Consider the following 21348-nt stretch of genomic DNA (forward strand, 5'->3'; position numbering starts at 1 on the left):
CCGGCCCCCTTCAGCGCTCCATCACGCGGGTACCGCTACTGCGGCCAGTGCCAGCCGCCGTTCCCATTGCCGTTGCCGCCGTTCCCATTGCCGCCGCTGATCACGTCCGGGGGCAGGGAGATGTCCGGCCACGGGTTCTCCTGGCCGCCGTTGTCGCCCTTGTCGTCGCCGCGGTCACGGCCCGGCTTGTGGTCACGGCCCGGCTTCTTGTCGTCGTGGGGCTTGCGCTGGTTCGGGTCCTTGATCGAGACGTTCACGAAGTTCGGCGCCGGCTTTCCGTCCAGCGCGCCGCTCATCGCGTCCTTCCAGATCGGGCCGGGGGTGTCCGCACCGTAGACCTTGTCGTGGTGGACGCCGCCGATGGTGATGTTCTCCATCTTGACGCCCTTGGCGCCCGCGCCGCCGACCCACACCGCACCGGCCATGTTCGGGGTGTAGCCGACGAACCAGGCGGCCCTGCGCTCGTCCGTCGTACCCGTCTTACCGGCGCTCGGCCGGCTCTGGAGGCCGGCCTGCTTGCCGGTGCCGTCCTCGACCACGCCGCGCAGCAGTGTGTTGATGGTGTCCGCGGTCTTCGTCGACATCGCCCGGGAGCACTTCGACTGCGGAACCTTCAGCGCCTTGCCGCCCGGACCGGTGATCGACTCGATGAAGACCGGGGAGCAGTAGATCCCGCGGTTGGCGAAGGTCGCGTACGCGTTGGCCATCGTCAGCGGCGAGAAGCCCTCGGAGCCGAGGGTGAGGGAAGGCACCTGGTTGTGCTCCTTGCCGTCGGCGCGCTTCACCCCCATCTTGTCGGCCATCTGCGTCACCGGGCAGACCCCGATGTCGCTGATCAGCTGGACGAAGTAGGTGTTGACCGACTTGGCGGTCGCGTCCTTCATCCCGTACGGGCCGACCTCTTTCTCGTTCTCGTTCTCGACGGTCGCGCCCTCGTCGTTGCTCCAGGTGCCCTTGCAGGTGGTGACCGGGCTCGGGTACTTCATCCGGTACGGCGAGGAGTAGCGCTGGTACGGCTTCTTGCCCTGCTCGATGGCGGCCGCCGCGGTGATCGGCTTGAAGGTGGAGCCGACCTGGAAGCCGTAGTTCGAGCCGCCCATGGACTTGTCCGCGGACAGGTTGATCTGGGTCTCGTTCTGGCCGAAGCCGTACGGCCTGGACTGGCCCATCCCCAGCACCTTGCCGGTGCCCGGCTCGACGAGCGTCACCGCCGTGGCCACCGGGTCGGACTGGTAGACATGGTTCTTGATCGACTTCTGGACCGACTCCTGGGCCTGCGGGTCGAGCGTCGTACGGATCGTCAGGCCGCCCTGGGTCCAGCGCTTGGCGCGCGCCTCCGCCGTCTTGCCGAAGGTCGGGTCGTTGAGCAGGGTCTCGCGGACGTAGTCACAGAAGAACCCGGCGCCCTGGACGGCCGTGATGCAGCCGCTCCTGGGCATGCTGACCTTGAGGCCGAGCGGCTTCTTCTGGGCCTCGGCGGCCTGCGCCGGAGTGATGTCCTTCACCTGGGCCATCCGCCGGAGAACGGTGTCGCGGCGCTCCTTGGCGGTCTTCGGGGCGTTGATCGGGTCGTAGCGGCTGGGCGACTGGACCAGACCGGCCAGCAGCGCCGCCTGCTCCAGCTTCAGATCCTTGGCGGACTTGCTGAAGTAGCGCTGGGACGCCGCCTCGATGCCGTACGCCTGCTGCCCGAAGAAGGTGATGTTCAGGTAGTTCTCGAGGATCCGCTTCTTGCCCAGTTCCTTCTCGACCTTGATCGCGTACTTCAGTTCCTTGATCTTGCGGCCTATGGACTGCCGGGTGGCCTCGGCGACCTTGTCCTTGTCGTCGCCCGCCTCCTCGACGAACACGTTCTTCACATACTGCTGGGTCAGGGTGGAGGCGCCCTGGGAGACCCCGCCGTCCTGTGCGTTGGTGTTGACCGCGCGCAGCACGCCCTTGAGGTCGACCGCCCCGTGCTGGTAGAAGCGGGCGTCCTCGATCGCGACGATCGCCTGCTGCATATACGGGGAGACGTCCTTCAGCTTCACGATCGTCCGGTCGCGGGAGTAGACCTTCGCGATCTCTCCGCCCTTGGCGTCCAGGATCGTTGTCCGCTGGCTGAGCGGCGGTGTCTTGAGATTGGCCGGAATCCCGTCGAACTCCTCGACGGTTCCCTTGGCCGCGAGGCCGAGCGCCCCGACGGCGGGAAGCGCGAGGCCGGCCATCACGGCACCGGCCAGCGCGCTGACGCCGAGGAACTTGGCGGCCTGTTGAGCGGTGGACGGCCCGCCGCTCGAGCGCGTGTTTCCCATAGGGGGCAGCCTACGTCTCGAATCGCCGGACAGGGGACCGGGTGTTCGCATACGCTGTTTCACGCCAGCCACAGGTGAGTGGCTGAGCCACACCTCCACCACCACTCAAGTGAGTGATGAGACCTGTCCGGATTGCGGCCCCTGTCCTGAGGTGCCCGCTGTTCGGCGGGTGAACTGCCCTGATTTGCACTAGTAATCGCAAATGTCGTCAGCTCACTCCGTTGGGTGATCTGCCGCGTACCCATAGTCCGTTCGGACCATCCAAGATTGGGCCCGCAGGGGGTGTTGCGCCTTGTCTCGCTTCCGTAACGTCCTCAACTGGCGACGGTGAATATGCCGTTTGTCGCCGTGGGGGAGCTCCGATTCGGGAGAGGACGGCGCCAGCATGGGCTGGGTAACCGACTGGAGTGCGCAGGCCGCCTGCCGCACTACTGATCCAGATGAACTGTTCGTCCAGGGCGCGGCACAGAACAGGGCCAAAGCGGTCTGCACCGGATGCCCGGTGCGCACCGAGTGCCTTGCGGATGCCTTGGACAACCGCGTGGAGTTCGGTGTGTGGGGAGGGATGACCGAGCGCGAGCGGCGAGCACTGCTGCGCCGCCGGCCAACGGTGACCTCCTGGCGCAGGCTCCTGGAGACCGCGCGTATCGAGTACGAGCGCAGTGCGGGGATTCTGCCGTTCGACGACGAGGAGTACGAGCGCTTCGCCGCGGTCGGGTAGACCGGACGGCGGCTCGCCTGCGGTCGGCTGACGACCTGCCGGTGTGAGCGTCTCGCCTCATCATCACCTCACCCACCTCTCGTCATCGGCGCGAGCGGGGGTGCGAGTACGGGCGCGCCTCGTCAGGGGCGGGCATGGGTACGCGCACGCCTCCGAGCGCGGCCGCGGCCAGAGTCGCGGTCGGCCGTGGGACGGGTGGCACGGCCTGGGGTGCGTGACACGGCTTGGGCGCGGGTGCGTGACGCAGCTTGGTCTGGGCGCATGTCATACGGCCTGGTCTGGGCGCGTGTGACACGGCCTGACGATGCCGCGTGTGACGTGGTCCAACGGGGCCGTGCGGGCCGAGGGTTGACCCGCCGTCTACGCCATCGGTGTCTGCTGCTTGCCCGCAGCACTGCTGGGCGGCGGCCGTAGACGCCAGGGTCCACTGCGGGCGCCTGCGCGCCTGTGGTCCGCCTCGGCGACCGTCACCGGGTGCGGTCAGGCGTACCGGGGATACCGCCGGTGCCACCACTGTTCGTTATGTGCGTATGCATGCGTTCGTCGTGCTGTGCCGTGCGTCTCCTCCATGCGCGCGCGGCCGTCCGCCAGGGCGGGCGCGGGCACCGACTCAGCCCGCCGCGCGCTTGGTCCGTTCCAGAGGGACCGCGAGGCGTTCTCCGATCGCCCGCAGTCCTGCCAAGTCGTGTACGTCGCCAGGGAGTGCGGCCACTTGGGCCACCGGAACCTCGGGGTGGAGCGCCGTGAAGCGGTCGTGTGTGCGCTGCTCGCGTCCGAGCACCTGCATACGCTCCGCGTGCAGCCGAAGCAGTCCTGCGGCGAGCCGCTCCGCCGACGTGTCCGCCGACGTGGGGGAGACGTCGGGGTCCGCTGCCGAGGGGTTCCGCGCTTGAGCATTCCCTGAGGGGGGATCGACAAATCCGCAGTCGGCAAGATTTTCTGTCCCGGGGCGGTTCTTGGCCGGATCGCTTCCCTCCGCGTCGTTCGCGGGAGGATCGTCGGCGTTCGCGGGAGCATCGTCCGGATCCGCCGGATCGATCGCCAGGGACAAGATCTCCGCGGCGGCCAGCGCCCGTTCCGCCGACAGCTGTTCGGCCCCGCTGCCGTGCACCCGGTTCAGCACCAGTCCGGCCAGCGGCATCTGGTCCGCGGCCAGGCGTTCGACGAAGTACGCGGCCTCCCGCAGGGCGTCCCGTTCGGGTGCGGCCACCACGAGGAAGGCGGTACCGGGGGCCTGTAGTAGCCGGTAGGTGGCCTCGGCGCGAGTGCGGAATCCGCCGAACATGGTGTCCATCGCGGCAGCAAACGTCTGAACGTCGCGCATCAGCTGCCCGCCGAGCACCTTGCTGACCGTGCCCGTCATCATCGACACGCCCACGTTCAGGAACTTCATCCCCGCCCTGCCGCCCACCTTCGCCGGCGCCATCAGGACCTTGATGAACTTCCCGTCCAGGAAGGAGCCGAGACGTTTCGGCGCGTCCAGGAAGTCCAGCGCCGACCGGCTGGGCGGGGTGTCGACGATGATCAGGTCCCATTCGTCGCGGGCCCGGAGCTGGCCGAGCTTCTCCATGGCCATGTACTCCTGCGTGCCCGCGAAACCGGCCGAGAGCGACTGGTAGAAGGGGTTCGCGAGGATCGCCCGGGCGCGCTCGGGGTCGGCGTGCGCCTCGACGAACTCGTCGAACGTCCGCTTCATGTCCAGCATCATGGCGTGCAGTTCGCCGCCGTCGCCGCCGATGCCCTCCACCCGGCGCGGGATGTTGTCCAGCGCGTCGATGCCCATGGACTGTGCGAGCCGACGGGCCGGGTCGATGGTGAGGACGACGACCTTACGGCCGCGCTCGGCGGCCCGTACGCCCAGGGCGGCGGCGGTGGTGGTCTTGCCGACGCCGCCGGAGCCGCAGCACACCACGATGCGGGTCTCCGGGTCGTCCAGCAGGACGTCGATGTCCAGCCGGGGTGCCACGTCCATGCTCATGCCGCCTCCTGCGTACGACTCCTCGTCCGTGGCGCCCTTACGGCGGGCGCCGCTCACGCCGGCCACTGCTTGCGCAGGTCCGTGGCAAGCCGGTACAGCCCGGCCAGGTCGATGCCGTCCGTGAGCAGCTCCAACTCGTGCAGCGGCAGGCCCAGGCCCGTCAGCTCGGCGCGCTGAGCCCGCTCCAGCGCCACCCGCTCGGCGTGCTCGCGGGCCTGCTCGAGCAGCGGGTCGACCAGCCGCTCGGCCAGGCCGCCGCGGCGCGCACCGCCCAGGCCCGCCTGGGAGAGCGCCTTGGCGACGGCCGCGCGCTGCCCGTTGGCGGCGACCTCGACGGCCTCGTGGTCGAGGATCGCGGGCCGCACCATGTTGATGATGACGCCGCCCGTCGGAAGGCCGTCGGCGCGCAGCTCGGCGATGCCGTCCGCGGTCTCCTGGACCGGCATCTCCTCCAGCAGGGTCACCATGTGGACCGCCGTCTGAGGCGACTTCAGGACGCGCATCACGGCCTGTGCCTGGTTGTGTATCGGACCGGTCCTGGCCAGCCCCGCCACCTCGTCGTTGACGTTCAGGAAGCGGGTGATGCGGCCGGTGGGCGGCGCGTCCATGACCACGGAGTCGTAGACGAAGCGGCCGTCCTTGCCCTTACGGCGCACCGCCTCGCACGCCTTGCCGGTCAGCAGGACGTCCCGCAGCCCCGGGGCGATGGTGGTCGCGAAGTCGATCGCGCCGAGCTTCTTGAGGGCACGTCCGGCCGAGCCCAGCTTGTAGAACATATGGAGATAGTCCAGAAGTGCGAACTCCGGGTCGATCGCCAGAGCGTGCACCTCCCCGCCGCCCGGTGCGGTGGCGATCTTTCGCTCCTCGTAGGGCAGCGGCTCCGTCTCGAAGAGCTGTGCGATGCCCTGACGGCCTTCGACTTCGACCAGCAGGGTGCGCCTGCCATCGGCCGCGAGGGCCAGCGCGAGTGCGGCGGCGACCGTGGTCTTGCCGGTTCCGCCCTTGCCACTGACGACATGGAGCCTGCTCACAGTGGGGAGCCTAACCAGTCGCCCCTCGCCCTACGCACCAGGGCCCGGCGGAGAGGCATTACAGTCGGCCCCATGACCAAGTGGGAATACGCGACCGTACCGCTGCTGGTACACGCCACGAAGCAGATTCTGGACACCTGGGGCGAGGATGGCTGGGAGCTGGTCCAGGTGGTCCCCGGGCCGAACCAGGAGCAGCTGGTGGCCTATCTGAAGCGGGAGAAGGGCTGATGGGGAGCGGCACGGTCGAGGGCAGGCTCGCCGGGCTCGGCCTGAAGCTGCCCGAGGTCGCGGCGCCGCTGGCCTCGTACGTACCCGCGGTCGGCACCGGCCCGTACGTCTACACCTCGGGCCAGCTGCCGCTGGTCGAGGGGAAGCTGGGCGTGACCGGCAAGGTCGGCGCTGAGGTGACCCCCGAGGAGGCCAAGGAGCTGGCGCGCATCTGCGCGCTGAACGCGCTGGCCGCCGTGAAGTCGGTCGTCGGCGACCTGGACCGGATCGTGCGGGTCGTGAAGGTCGTCGGCTTCGTCGCCTCGGCGCCGGACTTCACCGGCCAGCCGGGTGTCGTCAACGGCGCGAGCGAGCTGCTGGGCGAGGCCCTGGGCGACGCGGGCGTGCACGCGCGCAGCGCGGTGGGCGTGGCGGTGCTGCCGCTGGACGCGCCGGTCGAGGTCGAGATCCAGGTCGAGGTCGCGGACTAGCGAGCGGTCCCGTGGGTGGCCCGGCCGGGCCCGCCGGCGGGCCCACGAGCGGGCCGGTGGGCGGGCGCGGACGCGGAACCGGTGGGTGCGCGCGGGCGCGGAAGCGGTGGGCGGGCGCGGAAGCGGACACGGCGGCGGGCGCGGCCCGGTGTGACGGCCGGTACGCGGCCCGGCCCCGGCGTGCCGCCGCCGGTGCCACTCGAACATCAGCGCGTCAGCGCATAGCATCCGCCCATGTCCACTACGAATGGCCAGTGGTATCCACCCGAGTGGCCAGAGCGGATCCGCCTCTTGTCGACCGGTGAGCTCACACCGGTGACACCGCGCCGGGCCGCCACCGTGCTGCTGCTGCGGGACGGGCCGGGCGGACCGGACGCAACGGACGGGCAGGGCGCACCGCAGGACACACAGGACGCACAAGACGGGGAGCACACACCGGAGAAGCCGCGGGAGCTCGGCGCGGCGCCGGAGTCCGCGCAGGCCCCGGAAAGCCCTGAAGGGCCCCCAGAGGGCCTACGGGACACGGCACGAGGGCCCGGCGGGCCCGCCGTCTACATGCTGCGCAGACGCGCCTCCATGGCCTTCGCCGGAGGCGCGTACGCCTATCCGGGCGGTTCCGTGGACCCGCGCGACGAGCGGATGGTCACCTGGGCCGGTCCCTCGCGGGCGCAGTGGGCGGGGCGGCTGGGCCTGGACCCGAGCGAGGCGACGCGGGCGCAGGCCATCGTGTGCGCGGCGGTCCGGGAGACGTTCGAGGAGGCGGGCGTGCTGCTCGCGGGCCCGACACCGCACACCGTGGTCGCGGACACGACGGGGGACGACTGGGAGGCGGACCGCGCGGCGCTGGTCGCCCGGGATCTGTCCTTCGCCGAGTTCCTGGACCGCCGGGGGCTCGTGCTCCGCTCGGATCTGCTCGGCTGCTGGGCGCGCTGGATCACCCCGGAGTTCGAACCCCGCCGCTACGACACCTGGTTCTTCGTGGCCGCGCTGCCGCGCGGGCAGCGCACCCGTAACGCCTCCACGGAAGCGGACCGGACCGTCTGGATCCGTCCGGGGGACGCGGCCGACGGCTACGACCAGGGCGAGCTGCTGATGATGCCGCCCACGATCGCGACGCTGCGCCAGCTCGCGGCCTTCGGCTCGGTCGCCGAGGCGCTGGCCGCGGCGGCGGACCAGGACATGACGCCCGTCCTGGCCCGGGCGCGGATGGAGAACGGGGGGCTGGTGCTGAGCTGGCCGGGCCATGATGAGTTCACCAAGCACATCCCGGGAGCCACGGGGGGACCTTCCGCATGACCTACGCATCCGCACTGCCCGGCCAGCCGCGTGGGGGCACCATCGGCGGCCCGGCCACCGACCGGGCCGTCTGCGTCCTGGCGCCGAACGCCTCGCTTATGACGCTGGACGGCACCAACACCTGGATCGTCGCCGAGCCCGACTCCGACCTCGCCGTCGTCATCGACCCCGGGCCGCTGGACGACGCGCACCTCAAGGAGGTCATCGCGACCGCCGAACGGGCGGGCAGGCGGGTCGCGCTGACGCTGCTCACCCATGGCCACCCGGACCACGCGGAGGGCGCGGCGCGCTTCGCCGAGCTCACCAGGACGTCGGTAAGGGCGCTGGATCCGGCGTTGCGGCTGGGCGACGAGGGGCTGGAGCTGGGGGACGTCATAACCACCGGCGGTCTGGAACTGCGGGTGGTGTCCACGCCCGGCCACACCGCCGACTCGCTGTCCTTCCACCTCCCGGCCGATGGCGCGGTCCTTACGGGGGACACGGTGCTCGGGCGGGGCACGACCGTCGTCGCGCATCCGGACGGACGGCTCGGCGACTATCTGGACTCACTGCGGCGGCTGCGCTCGCTGACGGTGGACGACGGGGTGGACACCGTCCTGCCGGGCCATGGGCCGGTGCTGAACGACGCCCGGGGCGCCGTGGAGTACTACCTCGCGCATCGCGCCAACCGGCTCGCGCAGGTGGAGACGGCGGTCGAGGACGGCTACCGGTCGCCCGCGGAGGTCGTGGCGCATGTGTACGCGGACGTGGACCGGTCCCTGTGGCCGGCGGCGGAGCTGTCGGTCCGGGCCCAGCTGGACTATCTGCGTGAGCACGGGCTGATCTGAGACCGGCCCGTCCCGGAGCCTGGGCGAGGCGAGGACATATGGCGAGGACATATGGCGAGGACATATTGGTCCGCAGCCCGTGGGGTTGCCCCGTCCGGCACGCCGTAAGGGCCCCACCGGAGTCCCGGCGAAGCCCTTACGGTGTGTACGTTCCGGCGTCAGCGGGAGCGCTTTGCCAGCCGCTCGACGTCCAGCAGGATCACCGCGCGCGCCTCCAGCCGCAGCCAGCCGCGGCCCGCGAAGTCGGCGAGCGCCTTGTTGACGGTCTCGCGGGAGGCGCCGACCAGCTGGGCCAGCTCCTCCTGGGTCAGGTCGTGGACGACGTGGATGCCTTCCTCCGACTGCACGCCGAAGCGGCGCGACAGGTCCAGCAGGGCCCTGGCGACACGGCCCGGAACGTCGGAGAAGACCAGGTCGGACATCTGGTCGTTGGTCTTGCGCAGACGCCGGGCGACCGCGCGCAGCAGCGCGGAGGCGACCTCGGGCCGGGCGTTCAGCCACGGCTGTAGATCGCCGTGGCCGAGGCCGAGCAGCTTGACTTCGGTGAGGGCGGTGGCGGTGGCGGTGCGCGGGCCGGGGTCGAAGAGCGAGAGCTCGCCGATCAGCTCGCCGGGGCCGAGCACGGCCAGCATGTTCTCGCGGCCGTCGGGAGAGGTGCGGTGGAGCTTCACCTTGCCCTCGGTGACCACGTACAGGCGATCGCCGGGATCCCCTTCGTGGAAGAGCGCGTCACCCCGCGCGAGGGTGACCTCTCCCATGGAGGCGCGCAGCTCAGCGGCCTGCTCGTCATCGAGCGCCGCGAAGAGCGGGGCGCGCCGCAGAACGTCGTCCACGAGTCTCTCCTTGTCGACATGCACAGGGGACCGACGTCCCCATGATGCCGGACGGTAAAACAGTGCGATCAATCACAAGTTTGACGCACTGGCCTGCCGAGCTGTGCGGCAGGGGTCCGATTCGGGGCCTCTTCGCGGTGGCCGGGCCGGATGTCAGTGGGTGGGCTTAGGCTGGCCGGGTGTCCAATAGGCCGGTGAGAGCACAGGGCAAGGGGGCCGGACGAGTGACCGCACCTCGTAATTCCGCTGTGGGCGAACAAGAGTCCGCCGAGTCGACAGAAGTAGCGAAACCGCATAAATCGGTCAAGGGCTCGAAAGGTGCCCGCCCCGAGTCCCGACTCGCCCTCGTCCGCCGCGCCCGCCGCATCAACCGCGAGCTCGCCGAGGTGTATCCGTACGCCCATCCCGAGCTGGATTTCGAGAACTCGTTCCAGCTGCTGGTGGCCACGGTCCTGTCCGCCCAGACCACCGATCTGCGGGTCAACCAGACCACGCCCGCGCTCTTCGCCGCCTATCCGACGCCCGAGGACATGGCCGCCGCCGATCCGGAGGTCCTGGAGCAGCTGATCCGGCCCACCGGCTTCTTCCGCGCCAAGGCCAAATCGCTGCTGGGCCTGTCCGCCGCCCTTCGCGACCGCTTCGGCGGCGAGGTCCCGGGCCGGCTCGAGGACCTGGTCACACTGCCCGGTGTCGGCCGTAAGACGGCCAATGTGGTGCTCGGCAATGCCTTCGGAGTGCCCGGTCTGACCGTGGACACCCACTTCGGCCGGCTGGTGCGGCGCTGGAAGTGGACCGCCCAGGAGGACCCCGAGAAGGTCGAGGCGGAGATCGCCGCGCTCTTTCCCAAGAGCGAGTGGACGATGCTCTCGCACCTCATCATCTTCCACGGCCGCCGCGTCTGCCACGCCCGCAAGCCCGCGTGCGGCGCCTGCCCGATCGCTCCCCTCTGCCCGGCGTACGGGGAGGGCGAGACCGATCCGGACAAGGCGAAGAAGCTGCTGAAGTACGAGATGGGCGGCCAGCCGGGCCAGCGCCTGCGCCCGCCGTCCGACTACCCCGGCCGTCCCGCCGCCCCCCTGGGAGCCGCCGAGTGACGAGCACGTACGGCGGGGATGTGGAGATCAGCGCCCAGGGGCTGCCCGAGTGGCTGCTGCCGGTGGCGCGGCTGGCCGAGACGATCGAGCCGCGCCAGCTGAGCCGTTTTCTACCGCCCGAGCAGGGCGGAGGCCGCCCCTCCGCGGTGCTGGTCCTCTTCGGCGAGGGCCCCCGGGGCCCCGAGCTGCTGCTGATGGAGCGCTCCGGCTCGCTGCGCTCGCACGCCGGTCAGCCCTCCTTCCCCGGTGGCGCCCTCGACCCGGAGGACGGCGATCCCGACGAGGACGGCCCGCTGCGCGCCGCGCTGCGCGAGGCGGAGGAGGAGACGGGGCTCGACCCGTCGGGGGTCCAGGTCTTCGCGGTGCTGCCGAGGCTCTACATCCCGGTGAGCGGTTTCGTCGTCACCCCGGTGCTCGGCTGGTGGCACCGGCCCACCCCGGTCGGGGCGGTGGACCCGGCCGAGACGGCCCGGGTCTTCACGGTTCCCGTGGCGGATCTCACGGATCCGGCCAATCGGGCCACAACCGTTCATCCCAGCGGCCACCGGGGACCCGCCTTCCTGGTGGGATCCGCTCTGGTCTGGGGTTTCACCGCCGGAGTGATCGATCGCATCCTGCATTACGCGGGGTGGGAGCGGCCCTGGGACCGCGCGAAGCACGTCCCACTCGACTGGCGCGCGTGAGACGGTGTTCCGGTGAATGTGCTGGACATCCTGTTGCTGCTCGCTGCCGTTTGGTTCGCGGTCGTCGGCTACCGCCAGGGTTTCGTCGTCGGCGTGCTGTCGGTGACGGGGTTCATAGGAGGTGGATTGATCGCGGTCTATCTGCTGCCGCTCATATGGGACGGCACCACCGACGACAAGACCTCTCCCGGCACCGTCGGCGCGGTGGTGGCGATCGCCTTGGTGATCGTGTGTGCCTCGGTGGGCCAGGCCGCCACCACTCACCTGGGGAACAAGCTGCGGCGGTATATCACCTGGTCACCGGCGCGCGCCCTGGACGCGACCGGCGGCGCGCTGGTGAACGTCCTGGCGATGCTGCTGGTGGCCTGGCTGATCGGCTCGCTGGTGGCCCAGACCTCGCTCCCCACCCTGGGCCGGGAGGTCCGTGACTCCAAGGTGCTGCTCGGGGTCTCGCGCGTCGTCCCGGACGAGGCGAACACCTGGTTCACCGACTTCTCGTCCGTGCTCGCGCAGAACGGCTTCCCGCAGGTCTTCTCGCCGTTCGCCAACGAGCCGATCACCTCGGTACCGCAGCCCGACCCCGCGCTCGCCCAGTCCCCGGTGGCCACGCGGGCGCAGGAGAGCATCGTCAAGGTCGTCGGTACCGCCCCCAGCTGCGGCAAGGTCCTCGAGGGCAGCGGCTTCGTCTTCGCACCGAACCGGGTCATGACCAACGCCCATGTCGTCGGCGGTGTCAGCGACCCGACCGTACAGATAGGCGGCGAGGGCCGGCTCTACGACGCCAAGGTCGTGCTCTACGACTGGAAGCGCGATATCGCGGTCCTCGATGTGCCCTCGCTGCAAGCCCCGGCGCTTCAGTTCGCCCAGGACGACGCGCGCACCGGTGACGGCGCGATCGTCGCCGGCTTCCCGGAGAACGGCGCCTTCGATGTGCGCGCCGCCCGTGTCCGCGGCCGTATCGAGGCCAACGGCCCCGACATCTACCGCCGCTCCACCGTGCACCGTGATGTGTACTCGCTGTACGCCACGGTGCGGCAGGGCAACTCCGGCGGTCCGCTGCTCACCCCGCAGGGGCGGGTGTACGGCGTGGTGTTCGCCAAGTCCCTCGACGACGCCGACACCGGGTATGCGCTGACGGCGGACGAGGTGAGCGAGGACATCCAGAAGGGTCGTACGGCCGATCAGCCGGTGGACAGCCAGGGGTGTGCCCTCTGATCCCGGTGAAGCCCTCGAGAGCGGAGTGGTGCTCTCCGGAGCCGGGTGATGCCGGTGCTATACCGAGCGTGATACCAGGGGTTTCCGGTGTCGCCGGTGCCCCGGGCCGCGCCGGAGTGCTGCTATCGGCTGCGTGGATGGCGCAGTCGCGCCGAGACCCACCGGGCCCGGCGGCGGATGATGCGGGGAATCCCGATGTTCGGGTCATGGCCTTGGGTAGGCCCGGAGCCGCCCCGCTCGGAAACACTCAGCGCGGCATTGGCGGTAGCGGCGGCCTCGGGGCCGCGGCTGTTTGGTGCGTCACGGTAGTCGTGCGTCCAGCCCATACCTCGGTGTGTGCCCCTGACCCAAGGTCCGTAATCGCCGCTGGCTGCGGCAATTGGCCTATGCTCGAGGCAATTGGCTGTTCGAAAAACAGATGTTCGCACGCCCGTGGTGACGTGGTCGAAATGCGTACGGTAAATGACGCTCAGCGGTCGGGTTCGGGGTCCTTCAGCCAGTTGATCAGCTCAGAGGTGAAGGCCCGGGGGTCCTCCTCGTGCGGGAAGTGGCCGAGCCCGTCGAAAAGCCGCCAGCGGTAGGGGGCCTCGACATACTCCCCGGAGCCCGCCGCGCTGCGGGTGCGCATCACCGGGTCGAGTGATCCGTGCAGATGCAGGGTCGGCACCCGCACCGGCCGCTTCATCCGACGGTTGAACTGGAAACCGTCCGGCCGTGCCAGCGACCGCACCATCCAGCGGTACGGCTCGATCGAGCAGTGCGCGGTCGAGGGGATGCACATCGCCCGCCGGTAGACCTCCACCGCCTCGTCCTCGGGCAGCCGCGGTCCGGACCAGTCGCGGATCAGCCGCCCCACGGACGCCGCGTCGTCCGCGACCAACTGGCGCTCGGGCAGCCAGGGCCGCTGGAACCCCCAGATATGGGAACTGGCCGTGCTCTGCTTGACGTCCGCCAGCATCGACGAGCGCCAGCGGCGGGGATGCGGCATCGAGGCCACCGCGAGCCGCCGTACCAGCTTGGGCCGCATCACCGCGGCCGTCCACGCCAGATATCCGCCCAGGTCATGGCCGACGAGCGCGGCGTCGGGCTCACCCAGCGAGCGGATCACACCGGTGATGTCGAGGGCAAGGTTGGCCGGGTCGTAGCCCCGGGGCGTACGGTCGCTGCCGCCCACTCCGCGCAGATCCATCGCGACCGCGCGGTAGCCGGCGTCGGCGAGCGCGGGCAATTGGTGCCGCCAGGTCCACCAGAACTGCGGAAAGCCGTGCAACAGCAGCACCAGCGGGCCGTCACCCAGCTCGGCGATGTGGAAGCGCGCGCCGTTGGCCGCGACATCCCGGTGGGTCCAGGGGCCGTCGAGCCGTACGACCGACGCGGCGGTATCAGGGGCCGTCATGCTGACGAGCGTGTCACATCCCGCGCGGGGCGTCCGCCATTGCTCTCGGCACGCGGATGCGGTTTGACGCTCCCCAGTACGGCGGCCGTCTCCTTGGACGAGGCGATCGACCGCTTCGGCGCCTTGACCTTCTTGAACTTCAGCAGCGCCAGCAGACCCAGGATCCCGGCGAACAGCCAGTAGATACCGCCCACGATCAGAAAGCACCAGGCGAGGCCGAGTCCGGTCCAGGACCGCATGCCGTAGGCGAGGGCGAAACTCAGCACCGGCAGCGAGAACAGCAGCAGCACCCCGGCCGCCACCCCCGCGCCGCTGCCGACCGCGGCCTTCTTGGCCCCCACCCGGAACTCCGCCTTGGCCAGCGCGATCTCGTCGTGCATCAGCGCCGACAGCTCGGTGGTCGCCGTCGTCACCAGCTGGCCGAGGCTGCGGTTGCCGCCGTGGTCGGCTGCGCTCATCGCCATCTCCCTCTGCTCTTGTGCGTCTTACGCTCGTGCTGCGTCGTTCGCGCGCGGTACGTCGTCTGCGCTTGCTACGTCTTCTGCGCATTTCTACGGGCGTCAAGCCTCTCAGATCATGCCGGACCATCGTCGCCGGAGTCGTTCGCGGCGGCCACTTCGGCAAGCCGTCGGTGCTCGGCGGCCTTTGCCTCGTGAATGGCGGCCATCCGCAGGTGGTATTCGGGGCTGTCCAGCTCATAGACGTCAGGGATGCCGTCCATGTCCTCGTCCCGCTCCTCCTCCTGACACAGCCGCTGGTACTTGGTGTTGCGCAGTTTGAGGAGGACCCCGGCGAACAGGGCGGCGGTCAGCGAGCCGATGAGGACCGCCGCCTTGATCTCCCCGGCGAGCGTGGGATCGCCGGGGAAGGCGAGTTCGCCGATGAGGAGGGAGACGGTGAAGCCGATTCCGGCGAGGGTGGCCACGGCGAAGACATCGGCCCAGGCGAGATCCTCGTTCAGCTCGGCCCTGGTGAAACGGGCGGCGCACCAGGAGCCGCCGAAGACGCCGATGGCCTTGCCCACGACGAGGCCCAGGGCGACGCCGAGGGTCTCCGGACGGGTGAAGACATCCGCCACGGCGTCGCCGGAGAGCGGCACCCCGGCCGCGAACAGGGCGAACAGCGGCACCGCCACGCCCGCCGACACCGGGCGCATCCGGTGCTCGATGCGCTCGGCGGGGGAGCGCTCCTCGCCGTCCCGTACGGTGCAGCGCAGCATCAGGCCCATCGCGACGCCGGAGATGGTGGCATGCACACCGCTGGCGTGCATCAGCGCCCAGGTCACCACGGCGAGCGGGAGATAGATCCAGGCCGTCCGGACTCCCTTGTGGTGCAGCAGCCAGAAGAGGGCGAGCGCGGCGAGGGACAGGCCCAGGGCGATGAGGTTGATGTGCTGGGTGAAGAAGATCGCGATGATCAGGATGGCGCCGAGGTCGTCGACGACCGCGAGGGTGAGCAGGAAGGCGCGCAGCGCGGCGGGCAGTGCGGTGCCGATCACGGCGAGGACGGCGAGCGCGAAGGCGATATCGGTGGCGGTCGGCACGGCCCAGCCCTTGAGACTGCCGCCGCCGCTCGCGCTGACGGTGACATAGACGAGCGCGGGCACGGCCATACCGCAGACGGCGGCGATCACGGGCAGTGCGGCCGTCCTGGGGTCGCGCAACTCGCCCGCGACCAGTTCGCGCTTCAGCTCGATACCGGCCACGAAGAAGAAGATCGTCAGCAGACCGTCGGTGGCCCAGGAGGCGACCGAGAGATGCAGATGCAGCGCCTGGGGGCCGAAGGAAAAGTCCCTGATGTCGCCGTAGACGCCGCTGAGCGGGGTGTTGGCGAGGATCAGCGCCACGATGGCGGCTACGAGGAGGAGTACACCGCCGACGGTCTCGGTGCGCAGCGCGTCGATGACGAACGTCCGCTCGGGCAGCGACGGGCGTCCGAGGAACTTACGGCTGGTGGGCGCGGCCACGGGCGGGCCTCCTGGGTGTCGGGTGCGGATACACGTATGGCGTATGCCGACCAGACTTCCCGGCGCTCCTGCCCTCATCTTGTCGCAATTTTTGCGCGACAGCCACCTGCCCCGGCAGGGAGCGAGGGGTGGGGGATGAGCGGGGCCCGGAACGTGTGAGGCGGGGCTGGGGGCGTGGCGGTGGGGGCGGGGCGGGGAACCCCGGGAACGAGTGAGGGGCGCCCCCGCCGGGCGGGAGCGCCCCTCACTCATGGGGTGCCGAAGCTCATCTCGTGCCGAATCCGCGGCTCTGTCGTGCCGAATCCGCGGCGGTGCGGTCAGTCCTCGCTGGCGGCGGAGGGCAGCTTGCTCTGGATCAGGTCCATGACGGAGGAGTCGGTGAGCGTGGTGACATCGCCCAGCGCCCGGTTCTCGGCGACATCGCGCAGCAGGCGGCGCATGATCTTGCCGGAGCGGGTCTTGGGCAGCTCGGCCACCGGCAGGATCCGCTTGGGCTTGGCGATCGGGCCGAGGTGCTTGGCGACATGCGCCCGCAACTCCTCGACCAGCCCATCGTCCTCGGCCGCGCTGCCGCGAAGGATCACGAAGGCGCAGATGGCCTGGGTGGTCTGCGGGTCGGTGGCGCCGACGACCGCCGCCTCGGCGACCTTGGGGTGCGAGACGAGCGCCGATTCGACCTCGGTCGTGGAGATGTTGTGGCCGGACACCAGCATCACATCGTCGACCCGGCCGAGCAGCCAGATGTCGCCGTCGTCGTCCTTCTTGGCGCCGTCGCCCGCGAAGTAGCGCTTGTCGAAGCGGGACCAGTAGGTGTCCAGGTAGCGCTGGTCGTCGCCCCAGATGGTGCGGAGCATCGACGGCCACGGCTCGGTGAGCACCAGATAGCCGCCATGGCCGTTCGGTACCTCATTGGCCTCGTCGTCCACGACGGTGGCGGCGATGCCCGGCAGCGGGACCTGGGCCGAACCGGGCTTGGTCGCGGTGACGCCCGGCAGCGGGCTGATCATGATGCCGCCGGTCTCGGTCTGCCACCAGGTGTCGACGACGGGCGTGGTGTCGGCGCCGATGTGCTTGCGGTACCAGATCCATGCCTCGGGGTTGATGGGCTCGCCGACGGAGCCGAGGACGCGCAGCGAGGAGAGGTCGAACTTGGCCGGGATGTCGTCGCCCCACTTCATGCAGGCGCGGATCGCGGTCGGGGCGGTGTACAGGATGGTGACGCCGTACTTCTGGACGATCTCCCACCAGCGGCCCTGGTGCGGGGTGTCCGGGGTGCCCTCGTAGAGCACCTCGGTGGCGCCGTTGGAGAGCGGGCCGTAGACGATGTACGAGTGGCCGGTGACCCAGCCGACGTCCGCCGTGCACCAGAAGACATCGGTCTCCGGCTTGAGGTCGAAGACCGCGTGGTGGGTGTAGGAGACCTGGGTGAGATAGCCGCCGGAGGTGTGCAGGATGCCCTTGGGCTTACCCGTCGTACCCGAGGTGTAGAGGATGAACAGCGGGTGCTCGGCGTCGAACGCCTCGGGGGTGTGCTGCTCCGGCTGGCGCTCCACGATCTCGTGCCACCAGACGTCGCGGCCCTCGTGCCAGTCCACCTCCTGGCCGGTGCGGCGGACGACCAGCACACTGCGCACATTCTCGGTGCCGGGCCGGGTGAGCGCCTCGTCGACGGCGGGCTTGAGCGCGGATGCCTTGCCGCGGCGGTAGCCGCCGTCCGAGGTGATCACGACGCGGGCGTCGGCGTCCTGGATACGGGTGGCGAGGGCGTCGGCCGAGAAGCCGCCGAAGACCACCGAATGCGGGGCGCCGATACGGGCGCAGGCCAGCATCGCGACCGCGGTCTCCGGGATCATCGGCATATAGATGGCGACCCGGTCGCCCGACCGGACCCCCAACTCGGTCAGCGCATGGGCCGCCTGGGAGACCTCGCGCTGGAGCTCGGCGTAGGTGAGGGAGCGGGTGTCGCCGGGCTCGCCCTCGAAGTGGAGCGCCACCCGGTCGCCCAGACCGTTCTCGACATGCCGGTCGACGCAGTTGTACGCCACATTGAGCTTGCCGTCGGCGAACCACTTCGCGAACGGCGGGTTCGACCAGTCGAGTGTCTCGGTCGGCGGGGTCGCCCAGGACAGCCGACGGGCCTGCTCGGCCCAGAAGCCCAGGCGGTCAGCCTTCGCCCGCTCATACGCCTCGGCTGTGACATTGGCGTTGGCGGTCAGCTCGGTGGGCGGCGCGAAGCGACGCTCCTCCCGAAGAAGGTTGGCCAGGCTCTCGTTACTCACGACATCTCCCATTCCCAGGGTGTCCGTTGTGTCCCACGCCATAGCTCATCAGCCAATGGCACACCCTGACAAGGGTTGTCGTCGAAAATTGGTTTAGACCTGTTGTAGTGTAGATCACCGCCCCGGCTCGAAGGCGCCCTGGAGCGGGTCGCCACCTCGCTCCGTGATGCCGGAGTCGCCGCTTCCGGCCCGAGCGGGGGCCGCGGTGGCGAGGCAGACGGGTACGGGCGGGCCGTGGTCCGGGCGAATGGGCAGGAATCGCCCCGAACCCGCGTCCAGGACATATGCCTGGGCCTCCGCCACATGGAAGTACATCCCATGTAGCGCCAGCCCGCCCTCGGCCACTCGCCGGGCCACACAGGCGTGCTCCATCAGATGGTCGAGCTGCTGTCTCACATTGACCAGCGCCAGCCGCTCCGCATCGTCGGCCACCGCCCGGCTCGACAGGGCGACCTCGCCGCGCCCCAGCCGACCGATCCGCTCCATGCGCGCCAGCGCCGGTCTGCCGTGCCGCAACCAGCGCTCCAGCGGCGTCCGCTCCCGGCGGGTGGACGCCCCGGGCTGGGACGGCCCCCTGACCGGTGCCGATGAGTCGAGCAGTGCCTGCATCGCACCGCATCCGGAGTGGCCGCACACCGTGATGCTGCTGACCTTCAGCACCTCCACCGCGTACTCGATGGCCGCGCCCACCGAGTCGCAGGAGCCATCGGTGCCCGGTGGCGGCACCAGATTGCCCACATTGCGCACGGTGAACAGATCGCCTGGGCCGCTTGAGGTGATCATGCTGGTGACCAGGCGGGAGTCGGCGCAGGTGAGGAACAGCTGGCCGGGCCGCTGCCCCTCCCGTGCCAGCCGGGCCAGCTCATCGCGGACCACCGGCGCCGTATGGCGCTGGAACGCGCTCACCCCGCCGAGCAGCTGACCGCCCGCGTGCCCGCCGGCATCGGCGCCCGCCCCGACGCCCGCGGCCGCCGGGGCGGGGCGGGTGCAGTGGTGATCACGCCAGGGCATCCACGGCCGGCAGGCCCGGCCGCCGCCCGCCTCCGCGATCCGCCGCGCCGCTCGTCCATCGGCTGTTACTCGTCCATCGGCCGTCAATCCATCGGCCGCGGCCCGACCGGGGCCCGAGAGCCGGCGGAGCACGGTGAGGAAGGCGACCGCGAGGACCGTGACGGTGGCCATGAGCCCGGCCTGGAGCGAGCTGCCGCCGGTCGATGCGACGCCCAGTGAGGTGGAGGCGATACCCAGTGAGAGAGGAATGGCGAACAGGAAGAGGACGGCCGGGGCGGAGAGGTCTCCGGGTCTGAGGCGGGAGACCTGGCGGATCCGGTCCAAGAGTTTCAACATTCCCGTCTCCTCCGGGGCTTCGGTCGCGGATATGAGCGCGGCCGTGGGTCACGGCGTACTGCGGTCCTGACTCTCAAGTGTTGGTAAATGAATCGTAATGCTGAGTAAAGTCGCTGGGAAGTCTTTTAAGGTGAAGTGAGCTGCTATTCCCCCTATAGGGTGAATAGTCATTCAAAATGACTTTTCATCGTCTGTCTTTCCTCGGCCTTGGCGGCTCATGCGAGGTTGGCTCTCACCCGGCCGGATCTACCGGGGCACCGCACGACACGAGGGGCGAGGTGGCGGTATGGGGCCAGAAGGCATGTCGCCGCCGCGGCAGGGTCCGGGAGCCCCGAATCATCCGGACAAGGCCCTGAAGGCGGTACGCCTCATCGGCGATGGATCGACCTCCGACACCGGTCCCCAGCCCCATCGGCCGACGGCCGAGCGGCTCGAACCGGGAGAGAAACCACCGCAGTTCGTCGTCTTCTCCTGGGACGGCGCCGGTCAAGGGTGTGCGCTGCGTCTCCTTCAGGCAGCTGGTCGACTGGCCGGACGTGCAGAACCCCCTCGTTCTGGAGAAGCTGCGGGTGCTGGACGTCGGGATGCGGCCGTCGGGCGGCCGCTGGAAGCGCTATCCGGCCGCGGAGTCGGCCGTTCCCCGGACGCCCGAGCACCCACGCATACGGCTAAGCGGGAGCGGGAGTAGTCGCCGAGCCCTCCTCCGGCGCGAACTCCCGTAGTGCGAAGGCGGGGTCCACCTGGGCGGCCAGATCGGCACCCGTCTTGGCGTTCCCCCAGCTCTGCGCGTTCTTCAGATGGAAGTGCACCATCTGACGGGTGTATCGCTGCCAATCGCGCCGCTCGTACGAGGCGTCCACCGCTTCGTGCAGCGTTCGCAGCGCGCCGCGGTTCGTCTCCTCCAACTCCTCGAACCCAGGCGCACGGCCCTTCTCCATCGACCGGACCCAATCGGAGTGGCCGAACGCGACCAGGAGGTCATCGCCCACCTCGGCGCGGAGGAAGTCCAGGTCGTCCGGGCCCTGCACCTTGTTGCCGACCACCCGGAGCGCCACATCGAAGTCGCGGGCGTACTCCTTGTACTGGCGGTAGACGGAGACACCCTTACGCGTGGGCTCGGCCACCAGGAACGTCATGTCGAAGCGGGTGAAGAGGCCGGAGGCGAAGGAGTCGCTGCCCGCCGTCATGTCGACCACGATGAACTCGTCGCGCCCGTCGACAAGATGGTTCAGACACAGCTCGATCGCGCCGACCTTGGAGTGGTAGCAGGCGACACCGAGGTCGGATTCGGTGAAGGGGCCGGTCGCCATCAGCCGCACCGACCCGTCGCCGAGCGGCAGGTCGCGGGCGCATGCCTGGTAGACGGGGTTGTCCTCGCCGATCCGCAGCAGTCGCGACCCCTCACCCGGCGGAGTGGTCTTGATCATGGTCTCGGTCGAGGCGATGCGAGGGTTCGTACCCCGCAAGTAGTCCTTGATCAGGGGGAGATGGGCGCCCATGGCGGGCAGTGCGGCGGCCTCCGCCTCGTCGAGTCCGAGCGCCACACCCAGATGCTGATTGATATCGGCGTCGACGGCGACGACAGGGGCGTGGGCGGCGGCGAGATGGCGGATGAACAGCGACGACAGCGTGGTCTTGCCGCTTCCACCCTTGCCTACGAAAGCGATCTTCATGTTCACCTAGCGTAGGT

General features: G+C 69.9%; 18 protein-coding genes and 2 pseudogenes. 9 read left to right on the forward strand and 11 right to left on the reverse strand.

The window, feature by feature from the left end; all coding sequences use genetic code 11:
• Window positions 1-35 precede the first annotated feature (35 nt).
• Window positions 36-2294: a transglycosylase domain-containing protein gene (locus tag AB0E24_RS07330; RefSeq protein ID WP_093704865.1), complete on the reverse strand. Its 2259-nt coding sequence runs from the start codon at window positions 2292-2294 to the stop codon at window positions 36-38.
• Between the two features lie 385 nt (window positions 2295-2679).
• On the opposite strand from AB0E24_RS07330, the gene AB0E24_RS07335 reads away from it, so the two are divergent.
• Window positions 2680-3015, forward strand: a complete 336-nt coding sequence (locus tag AB0E24_RS07335) for a WhiB family transcriptional regulator (protein ID WP_069860981.1) — start codon at window positions 2680-2682, stop codon at window positions 3013-3015.
• Between the two features lie 610 nt (window positions 3016-3625).
• Here the strand turns inward: AB0E24_RS07335 and bagB are convergent.
• Together bagB and bagA are read right to left on the reverse strand one after the other, a co-directional pair.
• Entirely contained in the window at window positions 3626-4993 is a 1368-nt protein-coding gene (gene bagB / locus AB0E24_RS07340) for an ATPase BagB (protein WP_069861390.1), read from the reverse strand.
• Window positions 4994-5046: 53 nt separating this feature from the next.
• On the reverse strand, window positions 5047-6024 hold the full coding sequence (gene bagA, locus AB0E24_RS07345; protein ID WP_069860980.1) for an ATPase BagA: 978 nt from the start codon (window positions 6022-6024) through the stop codon (window positions 5047-5049).
• Between the two features lie 72 nt (window positions 6025-6096).
• On the opposite strand from bagA, the gene sp36 reads away from it, so the two are divergent.
• The 4 genes from sp36 (at window position 6097) to AB0E24_RS07365 (ending at window position 8845) form a co-directional block, all read left to right on the forward strand.
• Entirely contained in the window at window positions 6097-6252 is a 156-nt protein-coding gene (gene sp36 / locus AB0E24_RS07350) for a Sp36 family protein (RefSeq protein WP_087684235.1), read from the forward strand.
• Window positions 6252-6722 (forward strand): RidA family protein, encoded by a 471-nt coding sequence (locus AB0E24_RS07355; protein ID WP_069860979.1) that lies wholly within the window; start codon window positions 6252-6254, stop codon window positions 6720-6722. The genes sp36 and AB0E24_RS07355 overlap by 1 nt, the downstream gene beginning before the upstream one ends.
• 234 nt (window positions 6723-6956) lie before the next feature.
• Window positions 6957-8018, forward strand: a complete 1062-nt coding sequence (locus tag AB0E24_RS07360; protein WP_359375342.1) for an NUDIX hydrolase — start codon at window positions 6957-6959, stop codon at window positions 8016-8018.
• The gene (locus tag AB0E24_RS07365) at window positions 8015-8845 is read left to right on the forward strand and encodes an MBL fold metallo-hydrolase (protein WP_069860977.1); all 831 of its coding nucleotides are present in this window, start codon (window positions 8015-8017) and stop codon (window positions 8843-8845) included. Before AB0E24_RS07360 ends, AB0E24_RS07365 begins: the two co-directional genes overlap by 4 nt.
• Window positions 8846-9003: 158 nt before the next feature.
• Here the strand turns inward: AB0E24_RS07365 and AB0E24_RS07370 are convergent, their stop codons facing one another.
• Complete coding sequence (locus tag AB0E24_RS07370) at window positions 9004-9678, reverse strand: Crp/Fnr family transcriptional regulator (protein WP_014061749.1); 675 nt, start codon at window positions 9676-9678, stop codon at window positions 9004-9006.
• A gap of 248 nt (window positions 9679-9926) precedes the next feature.
• Here AB0E24_RS07370 and nth point away from each other — a divergent pair, with 248 nt between their 5' ends.
• From nth to AB0E24_RS07385, 3 genes are read left to right on the forward strand one after another with little or no spacing between them, the layout of a single operon-like run.
• On the forward strand, window positions 9927-10772 hold the full coding sequence (gene nth, locus AB0E24_RS07375; protein WP_359375345.1) for an endonuclease III: 846 nt from the start codon (window positions 9927-9929) through the stop codon (window positions 10770-10772).
• Window positions 10769-11455, forward strand: coding sequence for an NUDIX hydrolase (locus AB0E24_RS07380; protein WP_173963267.1), 687 nt, complete (start codon window positions 10769-10771; stop codon window positions 11453-11455). Before nth ends, AB0E24_RS07380 begins: the two co-directional genes overlap by 4 nt.
• A 12-nt stretch (window positions 11456-11467) precedes the next feature.
• Complete coding sequence (locus AB0E24_RS07385) at window positions 11468-12670, forward strand: MarP family serine protease (protein WP_069860975.1); 1203 nt, start codon at window positions 11468-11470, stop codon at window positions 12668-12670.
• 122 nt (window positions 12671-12792) lie between these two features.
• On the opposite strand, the gene AB0E24_RS07390 is transcribed toward AB0E24_RS07385, so the two are convergent.
• From AB0E24_RS07390 to AB0E24_RS07415, 6 genes and pseudogenes are all read right to left on the reverse strand, one after another.
• Window positions 12793-12996 carry a hypothetical protein gene (locus AB0E24_RS07390; RefSeq protein WP_075200444.1) on the reverse strand — a complete coding sequence of 68 codons (204 nt, stop codon included), beginning with the start codon at window positions 12994-12996 and terminating at the stop codon, window positions 12793-12795.
• A 143-nt stretch (window positions 12997-13139) separates the two neighbouring features.
• Complete coding sequence (locus tag AB0E24_RS07395; protein ID WP_079258157.1) at window positions 13140-14066, reverse strand: alpha/beta fold hydrolase; 927 nt, start codon at window positions 14064-14066, stop codon at window positions 13140-13142.
• Complete coding sequence (locus AB0E24_RS07400) at window positions 14063-14524, reverse strand: phage holin family protein (RefSeq protein ID WP_069860973.1); 462 nt, start codon at window positions 14522-14524, stop codon at window positions 14063-14065. The genes AB0E24_RS07395 and AB0E24_RS07400 overlap by 4 nt, the downstream gene beginning before the upstream one ends.
• Before the next feature lie 116 nt (window positions 14525-14640).
• Window positions 14641-16032, reverse strand: a complete 1392-nt coding sequence (gene nhaA / locus AB0E24_RS07405; protein WP_069860972.1) for a Na+/H+ antiporter NhaA — start codon at window positions 16030-16032, stop codon at window positions 14641-14643.
• 317 nt (window positions 16033-16349) lie between these two features.
• A complete protein-coding gene (gene acs, locus AB0E24_RS07410) occupies window positions 16350-18353 on the reverse strand; it encodes an acetate--CoA ligase (protein ID WP_173963268.1) in 2004 nt (667 codons plus the stop codon).
• 72 nt (window positions 18354-18425) lie between these two features.
• A pseudogene (locus AB0E24_RS07415) lies at window positions 18426-19397 on the reverse strand (carbonic anhydrase); the annotation flags it as partial.
• Window positions 19398-19944: 547 nt separating this feature from the next.
• On the opposite strand from AB0E24_RS07415, the pseudogene AB0E24_RS07420 reads away from it, so the two are divergent.
• Window positions 19945-20148 (forward strand): annotated as a pseudogene (locus tag AB0E24_RS07420) (hypothetical protein); the annotation flags it as partial.
• Window positions 20149-20326: 178 nt separating this feature from the next.
• On the opposite strand, the gene AB0E24_RS07425 reads toward AB0E24_RS07420, so the two are convergent.
• Window positions 20327-21331, reverse strand: coding sequence for an ATP-binding protein (locus tag AB0E24_RS07425; protein WP_069860969.1), 1005 nt, complete (start codon window positions 21329-21331; stop codon window positions 20327-20329).
• Window positions 21332-21348 lie beyond the last annotated feature (17 nt).

Origin of the sequence: Streptomyces malaysiensis subsp. malaysiensis (assembly GCF_040653035.1) — a bacterium.
Taxonomy (GTDB): domain Bacteria; phylum Actinomycetota; class Actinomycetes; order Streptomycetales; family Streptomycetaceae; genus Streptomyces; species Streptomyces malaysiensis.

Excerpts from the sequence above, each read along its gene's own strand:
- AB0E24_RS07355 (WP_069860979.1), top strand. The coding sequence starts at position 6,252 with ATGGGGAGCGGCACGGTCGAGGGCAGGCTCGCCGGGCTCGGCCTGAAG.
- AB0E24_RS07395 (WP_079258157.1), bottom strand. The coding sequence starts at position 14,066 with ATGACGGCCCCTGATACCGCCGCGTCGGTCGTACGGCTCGACGGCCCC.
- AB0E24_RS07330 (WP_093704865.1), bottom strand. The coding sequence starts at position 2,294 with ATGGGAAACACGCGCTCGAGCGGCGGGCCGTCCACCGCTCAACAGGCC.
- sp36 (WP_087684235.1), top strand. The coding sequence starts at position 6,097 with ATGACCAAGTGGGAATACGCGACCGTACCGCTGCTGGTACACGCCACG.
- AB0E24_RS07390 (WP_075200444.1), bottom strand. The coding sequence starts at position 12,996 with ATGGGCTGGACGCACGACTACCGTGACGCACCAAACAGCCGCGGCCCC.
- acs (WP_173963268.1), bottom strand. The coding sequence starts at position 18,353 with ATGGCGTGGGACACAACGGACACCCTGGGAATGGGAGATGTCGTGAGT.
- AB0E24_RS07335 (WP_069860981.1), top strand. The coding sequence starts at position 2,680 with ATGGGCTGGGTAACCGACTGGAGTGCGCAGGCCGCCTGCCGCACTACT.
- AB0E24_RS07365 (WP_069860977.1), top strand. The coding sequence starts at position 8,015 with ATGACCTACGCATCCGCACTGCCCGGCCAGCCGCGTGGGGGCACCATC.
- AB0E24_RS07360 (WP_359375342.1), top strand. The coding sequence starts at position 6,957 with ATGTCCACTACGAATGGCCAGTGGTATCCACCCGAGTGGCCAGAGCGG.
- AB0E24_RS07425 (WP_069860969.1), bottom strand. The coding sequence starts at position 21,331 with ATGAAGATCGCTTTCGTAGGCAAGGGTGGAAGCGGCAAGACCACGCTG.
- bagB (WP_069861390.1), bottom strand. The coding sequence starts at position 4,993 with ATGAGCATGGACGTGGCACCCCGGCTGGACATCGACGTCCTGCTGGAC.
- AB0E24_RS07400 (WP_069860973.1), bottom strand. The coding sequence starts at position 14,524 with ATGAGCGCAGCCGACCACGGCGGCAACCGCAGCCTCGGCCAGCTGGTG.